This window comes from Limnohabitans sp., from assembly GCF_034680285.1.
Classification (GTDB): Bacteria; Pseudomonadota; Gammaproteobacteria; order Burkholderiales; family Burkholderiaceae_C; genus Limnohabitans_A.
Map to the genome: position 1 here is coordinate 78662 of NZ_JAXITC010000017.1, position 11557 is coordinate 90218.

Consider the following 11557-nt stretch of genomic DNA (forward strand, 5'->3'; position numbering starts at 1 on the left):
ATATCATTGAACCACCATGTGCTTTATTTGCAACCTCAAAACTCCTTCTGTTGACTCCGAGTCTGGCGACACGCCGTCGTCTTTTTGGCAAGCGCGCCGCGCTTTTCTGCTGGCTGCAGGCTCAACGGCAGCGACAGGAGCGTTGGCTCAAGTGGATGTGGGCTCATCCTCCAGTTTGCGTAAATTGGTACCTGCCGAAACACTGGAAACTTCTGCACGCCAACAGTATTCGCAAGTATTGTCCGAAGCCCGCTCAAAAGGTGCCTTGGCTCCCGATGACCACCCGCAGTTGCAACGGTTACATACCATTGCGCAAAAACTCATTCCCCACACAACGCCTTGGAATCCCCGTTCGCGGGACTGGAAGTGGCAGGTCAACCTGATTGGCAGCAAACAAGTCAACGCTTGGTGCATGCCAGGCGGCAAAATTGCGTTTTACACCGGCATCTTGGACCAGTTGAAACTGAACGACGACGAAGTCGCCATGATCATGGGGCACGAGATGGCGCACGCCCTGCGAGAGCATGCCCGGGAGCGTTTGGCCAAAAGCCAAGCCACCAGCATTGGTCTGTCGATTGCGTCGCAACTGTTGGGCTTGGGGCAACTTGGGGACGTGGCCGCCAACTTGGGCACCCAATTGCTGACACTGAAATACAGCCGAGATGACGAAACCGAATCGGATTTGGTGGGCCTGGAGATCGCAGCGCGCGGTGGATACAAACCGGAAGCGAGCGTGAGTCTGTGGCAAAAAATGCAAGCGGCCAGTGGCAATGGCAGCCCCTCTTTTTTATCGACCCACCCCAGTGGTGCCAATCGCATCGAAGAACTGCAAGCCAACCTGCCGAAGGTTCAACACCTTTACGAAAAAGCGCGAAGAGGCTAAGTTACTCCACAGTGTCTTTTGATGTCACACCCGGCTGGGCCGAACAACGACCCCATCAATTGTCGCGAACATACGGATTGCTCTGCCGCTCACGGCCAAAGGTGCTCTCAGGTCCGTGGCCGGGAATGAACACCGTGTCGTTGCCCATGGGCCAAAGGCGCTGAGTAATGCTGGCGATCAAGTCGTCGTGGTTGCCTTGCGGAAAGTCGGTGCGTCCAATGCTGCCGGCAAACAGCACATCGCCTACAAATGCCCGCTTGATCTCGGGTGAGTAAAACACCACATGGCCGGGTGTGTGGCCCGGGCAATGACGCACCTGCAAAGTGTGTGCCCCCAAGCTCACTGTATCGCCATCGGACAACCAACGCGTGGGATGAAAAACCCGTGCAGGTGGAAAACCATACGCAGCCGCAGCCTGCGGCAGTCCGTCAATCCAAAACTGGTCTGCCGGATGCGGGCCGATGATGGGCAAACCACCCAACTGTTCGGCGAGATCGGCCGTACCCGACGCGTGGTCCAGATGACCGTGGGTGATCCATATTTGCTCGAGCTTCAGGCCGTGCTGACGCACCGCATCCAAAATCAAATCCAAGTCACCACCAGGGTCCACCACCGCAGCTTGATGGCTTTGGTCGTCCCAAACAAGTGAGCAGTTCTGCTGAAAGGGCGTGACGGGAATAGTTTGGTATTGAAGCATGGGTAAATTATAGAAAGGGCAGCACAGGGAGTCTCCTTTCGACAACGGGGTGTACAGTCCAAGCAGCCAGCGCCACAGTTTTTTTGTTTTTGCGCTGCAACGAATGTCCTATTGCACCCCTCCAATCTCGGCTACCTGACCAAGCAGGAAAGCATCGCGGTGTTGGGCGTGGATGACTTGCTCATCCGCTCCCTGCTCGACAAAAACCAGTTCCACGACCCCTTGGATGAGGCGCTGAATTTGGGCATTTCCTCAGCCACTTGGCCTTTGTTTGGATTGCTTTGGCCATCCGGTCAGCGCATGGCCGAACGCATGGCCCTTCGGCCCGTGACGCATGAGCGTATTTTGGAAATTGGCTGCGGCTTGGGCCTGTCCAGCTTGATTGCGCACCGCCGCGGGGCGAATGTCACGGCCAGCGACTGCCACCCGCTCACGCATGCTTTTTTGGATGAAAACACCCGTTTGAACGGCTTGCCCCCCATGAACTACCGTCATGGCTTGTGGGGTACCGCCGCCTTGCGCGAAGACGGCATGCCTGTGCTGACTTCGGCCCAAGACGAAGGCGTGAGCGGCTTGTTTGATCTGATTGTGGGCAGCGACATCCTGTACGAGCGCGATGACGAAGGCACTCTGGCCAGCTTCATCAACACCCATGCCGCCCTGGTTTCAGAGATTTGGGTGGTAGACCCGAACCGAGGCAACCGAGCCGCATTTCACAAGCACATGGCACGCGTGGGCTTTGTCATGCAGGAGAGGGTTTTGGACCAAGCAGCGCACGACGACGAAGCAGCCTACAAAGGGCGGATGCTCACTTACACACGCGGCTGACGGCCTGGCATCAACGCGGCAACCAGCCCAATCCCTTGGCATGCAGACTCTGGATATACAGTTTGTCTGCCGTTTCGGTCACACCCGTGCTCTCGGGGTACGCTCCGCTCGGGTCTTGCAGGTCGTTCACCACCTTGCCGTCTTCGGTGAACGCCATCACATGGCCGTAGGCCTTGGGGATGGGCCAGAGCGCGCGTGGCAAGCGCAGCGTGACTTTGCGCATAAACGGTTGATGGGCCAGTTTGTCGATGGTCGGGTTGCGTGGCTTGGCAAATCCCAGCCAAATCTTGCCGTCCCGCCCACGCATCAGGTTGTCGGGGTAGCCAGGCAGGTTGTCGAACAACACGCGGGCTTGGTCGCTGCCCTTTTTACCATCCAAAGTCCTCACGTCCACACTTTGCGCGTTGACGTCAATCTTCCAGACGCGGTACTTGCCGGTTTCGTTCACAAACAGGTGCTTTTCATCTTGGCTCAGCGCCACGCCGTTGGCAAAGCTCAGGCCATGGGCCACCACACGGGTTTGGCCATTGGCGGGGTCAAACTCCAGTACACGGCCCGTGGCCGCCTGCTCAAGGATGTCGAGCACGCTGGCCTCGAAGGTACCGCCCCAGTCCTTGGGCGCAAAACGGGTAGAGGCGTCGCTCAAGTACATCTTGCCGTTTTGGGCCACCACCACCGCGTCGGCGTAGCGGATCGGGTCAGGCTGCCCGTTCACATCGACCTTGTCGGTCAACAGTTGGATCGATTTGTCGGGCGCAATGGACAACAGGCCTTTGACGGCGTCAGCTGCAATCAAATGGCCTTTGGCGTCAAAGTCAAAGCCCAGCACCCTGCCTCCCGTTTGGGCAAAGACTTCTTGGTTCGTGCCGTCAGGCTGCATGCGCAAAATGCGGCCGCTCTCCACCGTGGTGTAAAGCTTACCGTCTGGCCCCATGGCGATGTGCTCTGGCCCCGCCTCGGCGCCCAGATCGATCATGTTGAGCTTGGCCAACTTGTCGTTGACCGCGTGTGGCCCGGCATAGCCCGGCGCGGCGGGGGCGTCCCAGCTGACCGGCTCGATCGGGATGGGCCAAAGACAGAAATAAGCCAACCCAGCCAGCACCAAACCACCGCAAACACCGAACAGCTTTTTCATCATGTCTCCGTCTGACCCCACAAGGGGCTGCGCAGACATTGAAACAGCTTCAGGCGGTCATGCCCTCAGAACAAACCCTCGTAGCCGATGGTGATCGGCGCGTGGTCAGAGAACTTCTCGTCCTTGTAGATGTGCTCGGTGCGGGCCTTCTCGGCCACGGCTTGCGTGGCCAGGTGGTAGTCCAGGCGCCAGCCCACGTTCTTGGCGTAAGCCTGGCCGCGGTTGCTCCACCAGGTGTAGCACTCGTCTGTGGCTTCAGGTTTCAAGCGGCGGTACACATCCACCACACCGCCCTCGGTGGTCAACTGCGTCATCCATTGGCGCTCTTCGGGTAGGAAGCCACTGTTTTTGAGGTTGCCCTTCCAGTTCTTGAGATCGGCCTGTTGGTGCGCGATGTTCACGTCGCTGCAGACAATGAAGTCACGCTCGGCCTTGAGGGCCATCAGGTGCGGGTACATCTTGTTCAAAAAGCGGAACTTGGCTTCTTGCCGCTCAGGGCCAGACGAGCCACTCGGAAAATACACGCTAATGATGGACAACTTGCGGGCGGGCGTGTCGAAGCGCGTTTCCACATAGCGGCCTTCAGCGTCGAACTCGCCGCCGTCAAAGCCGACCACCACGTCGCTGGGTTCGTGACGCGTATAAACGCCCACGCCCGAGTAGCCCTTTTTCTCGGCAAAGTGGAAGTGGCCTTTCAAGCCTGCCAGTTCTTCGAACTTGCCCGCCACATCGGGGGCCTGGGCTTTGACCTCTTGCACACAAATACAATCGGGCTTCTCTTGCGCCAGCCAGGCTTCGACCCCTTTGGTCGTGGCCGAACGGATGCCGTTGAGGTTGAGGCTGGTGAGTTTGAACAAGGATTTCCCCATGGTGACAGGACAGGCAAGCGGCGCGGACACACAGGCGCTCGCTCAGGAATTTGTGCAATTTGCAGTGGACTCGGGCGTGCTGCGCTTTGGCGAATTCAAAACCAAAGCAGGGCGCATGAGCCCTTACTTCTTCAACGCGGGCCTGTTTGACGATGGCGCCAAACTCAGCCGACTGGCGCAATTCTATGCAAAAGCACTGATCGCCAGCGGCATCGAATTCGACATGATCTTTGGCCCCGCCTACAAGGGCATTCCGCTGGGCGCGGCCGTGGCCATCGAGCTGGCCCGCCTGGGCAAGAACGTGCCTTTTGCCTACAACCGCAAGGAAGCCAAAGACCACGGAGAAGGCGGCTCACTGGTGGGCGCACCGCTCAAAGGGCGCGTGCTCATCGTGGACGACGTGATGAGTGCCGGTACCGCTGCCCGTGAATCGATTGCACTGATTCAGGCAGCCGGGGCCACGGCCCATGCCATTGCCATTGCCCTGGACCGCCAGGAAATGGCCACCGAAAAGCAGGCCGACGGCTCGGTCAAAGACGTTCCTCACAGCGCAGTTCAATATGTGCGCCATACCTTGGGCATGGGCGTTTGCTGCATTGCGGAGTTGTCGGACCTGTTGGCTTATTTATCAGCCCAAAGCGGCAGCGAAGTGGGCGTGCACTTGCCCAAGGTGCAGGCGTACAGAGACCGCTACGGGGTTTGAAGTCACGCACTTTCGGTTGGTTTCGTGCCTGAGCGAGGCAACCTGTGGCAAAGACCAATGGGCTTGGTATCATGTTCCCCCCATGCACCCATATCCAAACCGTGATTTCTAAGGCTGTTGCCCTGGCCGCGAGCCTCATGTTGGCGGCCTCGCTGTGCTTTGCAGCGCCTGAAGATGCACAGGCGCCCACGGACAAGCGCGCCATGGATTCGGTCAATTTGCTGTTGTTGGGTGATCAGGTCAAGAACACTGTGGGTGAAAAAACCAACCAAATGCTGGGCAAAGCCATGACGCTTCTTGGCGTCCCCTACAAACGGGGTGGTTCTTCTTCAGATACAGGTTTTGATTGCAGCGGTTTTGTTCGGCATATTTATGAGACCTCTGTCGGTCGATTGCTGCCGCGTCGTGCCGACGAGCAAGCTAAAACCACAGAAAAAATTGACCGCAGTGAACTCAACCCTGGCGACTTGGTCTTCTTTAACACCATGCGCCGCACTTTTAGCCATGTGGGCATCTACATTGGCGACGGCAAATTCATCCATGCGCCCAGCGCAGGCAAAGCAGTGCGTGTGGATGATTTGCGGGCTGCCTATTGGACCAAACGCTTCACAGGTGCACGACGCGTTCAAGAGCCATCGGCTTCAGACGCTTCGACCCCTTGATCAGAAGGACTCAACAAAAACGCCACCGCGAAGGGTGGCGAGGTTGCGTTTGGTGCGGCTGGCGGGGATCGAACCCACGACCCTTGGCTTCGGAGGCCAATACTCTATCCACTGAGCTACAGCCGCATGTGTTGGTGGTGCGCAAGCATTATCACATGGCTTCTCATTCATCCTGTGACTTGAAAGATCGGTGAAGGGCAGACCGCTATAATCTTGCGTTGATTACGGACCATCCGAAGGCCTTCCGGCCAAGCCCTACAAGAGGATTTCATGAGCGACAACAGCCACGATCACCACGAAGCACATACAGGCCCCGTGAAAACGCCCAAGCAAATGCTTTTACTCAGCCTTGCTTCTTTCATCATCCCCGTGTTCATCATCATTGGCTTGGTGTTTTATGTCACCTCAGCCAACAAGACCGCGCCCGGAGCGAGTGACAGTGAAAAGTCTGTGGCTCAACGCATCCAAAAAATCGGCTCTATTGAAGTTCGTGATGCGAACCGCCCATTGAAGGCTGGTGAAGATGTTTACAAAGCACAATGCGTGGCTTGTCACGCTGCAGGTGCTGCGGGCGCACCTAAATTTGCGGATGTTGCCGCATGGGGTCCTCGCATTAAACAAGGCTTGGAGACCTTGGTGACTTCCGCACTCAAAGGCAAGGGCGCTATGGGTGCTCAGTCTGGTGGCGACTTCAACGACATTGAAATCGCTCGCGCCGTGGTTTATATGGCAAACAGTGCCGGATCCAAGTTTGAAGAGCCAGCAGCACCTGCTGCGGCAAACACAGAGAAAAAGTGATCTTTCACTGATTCATCAAAAAACCGACCTGAGGGTCGGTTTTTTTATGCTTTGTTTGCTTTGTCCATGGCTTGGGGACTGATCACGAATCTGTATTGATTTGGCAAATGCTTGGACTCGCAATCCACCAACTTCCAGCGACCTTGCTCCAAGGCGTCAGCCACCTGGCCAACATCCATGGAGTGAACCAATCCCAGCCCGAGGTCGGTTTCGAGATAAACCCGCCCAACTTCATCCATCAGGCATGCCCGCACGAGCGTCATTTCTCCGGTTTGCGCAATGGGCATGTAATCGTCATCCAATCGCCATACATAAGGCGTCAGCTCCAACTCCACGTAGACCCTTTGGGGACCATTTTGGAAGAACCATTGCCCCTTTTCATCCGCGGCGTAATTGCGATGAATGAAGGCCACCAATTTCTCATGTGTCAGCAGTGAACCTTTGGCTCCTGGGACTTCGCTTTGGAATGAACCCAAGCCCTGCACACGGTCATCTCGCATGTGCCAATGCCCCCTGCTGTCCAGGCCCAACCATCCATAGCAGTCAGGCACATTGGGCCACTTGGTCATAGCCTGTTTGACGATGTCATCCATCACATCACGCTCTTTGCTGACACCGGTTTTCCAGCTGCGGCGATCAGCCACCCACCCACGGCATCGGGTAGTCCACGTACATGGCCCGGCCATGCGCCTTGCGCAAACCCCACATGACCACCATGTCTTGGATGCCACAACGTGACTGCCGAAGACACATCTTGCTGTTGGGGCAAACTGTGCGCAGGCACAAACGGGTCATTTTGCGCATTCAAAGCCAGAGCAGGCAATTCGATGTTTTTCATGAGCGGCTTGGCAGAGGCCTTTGACCAGTAGTCGTCTGTGTTTTTGAATCCGTGCAATGGCGCAGTAAACACATTGTCAAACTCGTACAGATCACGTGCTGCCAAGAGTTTTTTGGCATCGAACAATCCCGGATGTTGGGCCAATTTGGCCATGGCTCTGGGTTTCATGCTCCGCAAAAACATTCGGGTATAGATCTGTCGGTTCAACCCTTGACCGATTGCTTTTCCACTTTGGGTTAAATCAAGGGGTGAACATATGGATGCAATGGCATCCGTCGTTTGCAAGGCCATGTGACCGTGTTCAGCTGCCCATCGCATCAAAGCATTGCCTCCCAACGAAACCCCTGCCGCCACCAAAGTTTGCCCGCCTTCTTGTTGGTGTTTCTGTCTCAGCTTCTTCAAAATCCAATCAATTTCTTGGTGGTCACCTGAATGGTAAGCCCTTGGGGCATGGTTTAACTCTCCACTGCAACCCCTGAAATGGGGCAATGCGTAGTTCAGATCATTTTCAGCCGCCCAATCTGCAAATGCCACCGCATAATGGCTGCTGGATGATCCCTCCAACCCATGGAAGAGCACCATCAAGGGTCGGTCTGGACTGCTGGCATTTTGCAGGTCCACATCGATGAAATCACCGTCCGGCGTTGACCAACGCTCTCGGTATTTTTCTAACTCCGGACCGAATTTTCGACGCGAAAACAATGCGGGCCAAATGGTCTGCGCGTGTCCTCCCGGCAACCAAGCGGGTGTTTTAAACATCATCGCTGTCAATGCAAAACTTGCGGTTTAACGCCGACATCTGCCGCATCGTTCGGTGTCCCCGGACTGGTGTGGTGGGCCACCATGCGCCAGCCTTGAGGTGTCTTGTGATAAACGTTGGTGGCAATCACATAGGCAAGCTGTCGTCCTTGAGGCGTCATGACCTCAACCCTTTCCACCAAATGGTGTACTGCGCTCGCCAATGACTCAATTTTGTGAATTCTTTCAGGGTGCGCCTGCACACTGCCGTTGCTGAACATGCTTTCAAATGTGGCGCGAATGGCCCCTTGACCAACCAAACGAGGCCCACCAGGATGGACACAAACAATGTCATCCTCCTCGGCCCAGCACCCCATCAGCTGCTCGATGTCTGCGTTGTGCAGCGCTTCGTAGAAGTTATGTTCAACGTCATCTGGGGTTCCCCCCACTATGGCAGCTTGTAGTTTGGCTCGTTTCATGATGCGATCTAGTCTACACGTCCGGGGTGTGCGTCAGACAACAAAAAACCCGGTCACATGAATGCGCCGGGCTTTGATGTGGCTTGTGTCACAAGCCATCCACTTATTCAATGGTTTACTTTTTGCGGTACTTGCGCAGCGCAGACAATTGAGCCGCCAAAACAGCCAATTCTGAAGTGGCACGGGCCAAATCAATTTCACTTTTGGCGTTCTTCAAAGCCTCTTCCGCCAAAGCTTTGGCAGCATTGGCTTTCTCTTCGTCAAGGTCTTTGCCGCGGATCGCAGTATCAGACAACACGGTCACGCAGTCGGGCTGCACTTCCAGAATGCCGCCAGCAACGAAAACAAATTCTTCGCCACCGTCTGCCTTCTCGATGCGAACCGAGCCGGCTTTGATGCGGGTGATCAAGGGGGTGTGGCGTGGGTAAATGCCCAGTTCGCCAGACTCGCCGGGCAAGGCCACAAAACGGGCTTCACCCGAATAGATGGACTCTTCGGCACTGACCACATCAACGTGGATGGTGTTCATGTTTACTCCTTAAAAAGGTGCGTTCAAGCTGAGTTCGAGGAGACTGGATCAGCCACCCCGAGGCTCTGCTTTAGGCTGCCTTTTTGGCCTTCTCGAAAGCTTCGTCGATGGTACCGACCATGTAGAAAGCTTGCTCTGGCAGGTGATCGCACTCGCCGGCCACAATCATTTTGAAACCACGAATGGTTTCAGCCAAAGTGACGTACTTGCCAGGAGAGCCTGTGAACACTTCAGCCACGTGGAAAGGCTGCGACAGGAAACGCTGGATCTTGCGGGCACGGGCCACGGCCAACTTGTCTTCAGGAGCCAAGTCGTCCATACCCATGATGGCAATAATGTCGCGCAGTTCACGGTAACGCTGCAATGTGCCTTGAACAGCACGGGCTGTTTCGTAATGGTCCAAACCGACGACCAATGGGTCCAATTGGCGGCTGGTGGAGTCCAAAGGATCCACAGCAGGGTAGATACCCAACGATGCGATGTCACGGGACAGCACCACGGTGGAGTCCAAGTGAGCGAAGGTCGTTGCTGGCGATGGATCGGTCAAGTCATCGGCTGGCACGTAAACGGCCTGAATCGATGTGATCGAACCGACTTTGGTCGACGTGATACGTTCCTGCAAACGGCCCATTTCTTCGGCCAATGTGGGCTGATAACCCACAGCGGAGGGCATACGACCGAGCAAGGCGGACACTTCGGTACCGGCCAGTGTGTAGCGGTAAATGTTGTCCACGAAGAACAACACGTCTTTGCCTTCGTCGCGGAAGGATTCAGCGATGGTCAGACCGGTCAAAGCGACGCGCAGACGGTTGCCTGGTGGCTCGTTCATTTGACCGTACACCATGGCCACTTTGGATTCAGGCAGGTTTTCGAGGTTCACCACGCCGGAATCGGCCATCTCGTGGTAGAAGTCGTTGCCTTCACGGGTACGCTCGCCCACACCAGCGAACACAGACAAGCCGCTGTGCGCCTTGGCGATGTTGTTGATGAGTTCCATCATGTTCACGGTCTTGCCCACACCGGCACCACCGAACAAGCCAACCTTACCACCTTTGGCGAACGGGCAAACCAAGTCAATCACCTTGATGCCGGTTTCCAGCAGTTCTTGAGATGGGCTCAGTTCGTCGTAAGCAGGGGCTTTGCGGTGAATCGAAGCAGTGAGTTCCTGGCTAACAGGACCACGTTCGTCGATGGGGGCACCCAACACGTCCATGATGCGGCCCAGTGTGGCTTTGCCCACTGGAACGGTGATGGCTTTACCGGTGTTGGACACGATCAGACCACGACGCAAACCGTCTGAGGAACCGAGCGCAATGGTACGCACGATGCCGTCGCCGAGTTGCTGCTGCACTTCCAGGGTCAGCGCGGAGCCTTCCATTTTGAGTGCGTCATAAACCTTGGGCATCTGGTTACGTGGAAATTCCACGTCGACCACAGCGCCAATACACTGAACAATTTTTCCTTGGGCTTGCATTTTTCGCTCCAAATAATTTGAATTTGCTGAACTGGGGATCAGCCGCTGATCGCAGCTGCGCCAGAGACGATTTCCGACAGTTCTTTGGTGATGGCTGCCTGACGGGTCTTGTTGTAAACGAGTTTGAGCTCGCCAATCACATTGCCAGCGTTGTCCGTGGCAGCCTTCATGGCCACCATGCGCGCAGCGTGTTCCGAAGCCATGTTTTCGGCCACGGCTTGGTAAGCCAGGGCTTCTGCATAACGGATCAACAAATCGTCAATAACCGACTGGGCATCGGGCTCGTAGATGTAATCCCATCCATGGGCCACAGCGCCTGCTGCCTTGGTTTCTGCTTCCATTTTGGAAGAAGACAGGGGCAACAACTGGTCAATGGTGGGCACTTGTGCCATGGTGCTGACAAACTTGTTGTAGCACAGGTACACAGCGCTCACCTCACCAGCAGCGTAAGCATCGAGCAGCACCTTGACAGGGCCAATCAACTTTTCCAGGTGAGGCTTATCGCCCAAATGGGTCACATTGGCCACCACTTTGGCATTGACACGGTTCAGGAAACCCAAACCCTTGCCACCGATGGCCACGGCCATTGGCGTCTTGCCTTCAGCCTGTGCTTCACGTAATTTACCCGTCACGGCGCGCAGCAGGTTGGTATTCAAGCCACCGCACAAGCCTTTGTCTGTGGTCACCACAATGAAGCCGACGGACTTGCCGTCGTTCTGCTTCATGAAGGCGTGCACGTACTCAGGATTGGCCTGCCCGAGATGAGTCGCAATGGTGCGAATCTTCTCGCTGTAAGGCCGGGCCGTGCGCATACGCTCCTGCGCCTTGCGCATTTTGGAGACGGAAATCATCTCCATGGCCTTGGTGATCTTCTTGGTGTTTTCCACCGATTTGATCTTGGTGCGTAGTTCCTTGCCCGATGCC

Annotated in this window: 14 protein-coding genes and 1 tRNA gene; 5 read left to right on the plus strand and 10 right to left on the minus strand. The window is 56.0% G+C overall.

The window, feature by feature from the left end; genetic code table 11:
• The first annotated feature begins 16 nt into the window (after positions 1 to 16).
• Positions 17 to 883 carry a M48 family metallopeptidase gene (locus SWE17_RS13790; protein ID WP_322993657.1) on the plus strand — a complete coding sequence of 289 codons (867 nt, stop codon included), beginning with the start codon at positions 17 to 19 and terminating at the stop codon, positions 881 to 883.
• A gap of 55 nt (positions 884 to 938) precedes the next feature.
• Here SWE17_RS13790 and SWE17_RS13795 read toward each other — a convergent pair whose 3' ends face one another.
• Positions 939 to 1580: an MBL fold metallo-hydrolase gene (locus SWE17_RS13795; RefSeq protein ID WP_322993658.1), complete on the minus strand. Its 642-nt coding sequence runs from the start codon at positions 1578 to 1580 to the stop codon at positions 939 to 941.
• A 111-nt stretch (positions 1581 to 1691) separates the two neighbouring features.
• On the opposite strand from SWE17_RS13795, the gene SWE17_RS13800 reads away from it, so the two are divergent.
• Complete coding sequence (locus tag SWE17_RS13800; protein WP_322993659.1) at positions 1692 to 2408, plus strand: SAM-dependent methyltransferase; 717 nt, start codon at positions 1692 to 1694, stop codon at positions 2406 to 2408.
• Between the two features lie 10 nt (positions 2409 to 2418).
• Here the strand turns inward: SWE17_RS13800 and SWE17_RS13805 are convergent, their stop codons facing one another.
• Together SWE17_RS13805 and SWE17_RS13810 are read right to left on the minus strand one after the other, a co-directional pair.
• Positions 2419 to 3546, minus strand: coding sequence for an SMP-30/gluconolactonase/LRE family protein (locus SWE17_RS13805; protein WP_322993660.1), 1128 nt, complete (start codon positions 3544 to 3546; stop codon positions 2419 to 2421).
• 62 nt (positions 3547 to 3608) lie between these two features.
• Positions 3609 to 4412: an exodeoxyribonuclease III gene (locus tag SWE17_RS13810; protein ID WP_322993661.1), complete on the minus strand. Its 804-nt coding sequence runs from the start codon at positions 4410 to 4412 to the stop codon at positions 3609 to 3611.
• On the opposite strand from SWE17_RS13810, the gene pyrE reads away from it, so the two are divergent.
• Positions 4411 to 5115 (plus strand): orotate phosphoribosyltransferase, encoded by a 705-nt coding sequence (pyrE, locus tag SWE17_RS13815; RefSeq protein WP_322993662.1) that lies wholly within the window; start codon positions 4411 to 4413, stop codon positions 5113 to 5115. The two genes, SWE17_RS13810 and pyrE, sit on opposite strands and share 2 nt — an antisense overlap.
• A gap of 71 nt (positions 5116 to 5186) precedes the next feature.
• A complete protein-coding gene (locus SWE17_RS13820; protein WP_322993663.1) occupies positions 5187 to 5777 on the plus strand; it encodes a C40 family peptidase in 591 nt (196 codons plus the stop codon).
• A gap of 50 nt (positions 5778 to 5827) precedes the next feature.
• On the opposite strand, the gene SWE17_RS13825 is transcribed toward SWE17_RS13820, so the two are convergent.
• Positions 5828 to 5903: transfer RNA gene (locus SWE17_RS13825), tRNA-Arg, on the minus strand.
• Between the two features lie 144 nt (positions 5904 to 6047).
• Here SWE17_RS13825 and SWE17_RS13830 point away from each other — a divergent pair.
• A complete protein-coding gene (locus tag SWE17_RS13830; protein ID WP_322993664.1) occupies positions 6048 to 6575 on the plus strand; it encodes a c-type cytochrome in 528 nt (175 codons plus the stop codon).
• Between the two features lie 44 nt (positions 6576 to 6619).
• Here SWE17_RS13830 and SWE17_RS13835 read toward each other — a convergent pair whose 3' ends face one another.
• From SWE17_RS13835 to atpG, 6 genes are all read right to left on the minus strand, one after another.
• A complete protein-coding gene (locus tag SWE17_RS13835) occupies positions 6620 to 7168 on the minus strand; it encodes a DUF2946 family protein (RefSeq protein WP_322993665.1) in 549 nt (182 codons plus the stop codon).
• Positions 7168 to 8175: a YheT family hydrolase gene (locus tag SWE17_RS13840; protein ID WP_322993666.1), complete on the minus strand. Its 1008-nt coding sequence runs from the start codon at positions 8173 to 8175 to the stop codon at positions 7168 to 7170. Before SWE17_RS13840 ends, SWE17_RS13835 begins: the two co-directional genes overlap by 1 nt.
• Positions 8176 to 8180: 5 nt before the next feature.
• A complete protein-coding gene (locus SWE17_RS13845; RefSeq protein WP_322993667.1) occupies positions 8181 to 8630 on the minus strand; it encodes a YybH family protein in 450 nt (149 codons plus the stop codon).
• Positions 8631 to 8745: 115 nt separating this feature from the next.
• Positions 8746 to 9159 carry a F0F1 ATP synthase subunit epsilon gene (locus SWE17_RS13850; protein ID WP_322993668.1) on the minus strand — a complete coding sequence of 138 codons (414 nt, stop codon included), beginning with the start codon at positions 9157 to 9159 and terminating at the stop codon, positions 8746 to 8748.
• Positions 9160 to 9229: 70 nt separating this feature from the next.
• Positions 9230 to 10633, minus strand: a complete 1404-nt coding sequence (atpD, locus tag SWE17_RS13855) for a F0F1 ATP synthase subunit beta (RefSeq protein WP_322993669.1) — start codon at positions 10631 to 10633, stop codon at positions 9230 to 9232.
• A gap of 38 nt (positions 10634 to 10671) precedes the next feature.
• Positions 10672 to 11557 (minus strand): F0F1 ATP synthase subunit gamma (atpG, locus tag SWE17_RS13860; RefSeq protein WP_322993670.1); only part of this gene is annotated, 886 nt, incomplete at its 5' end.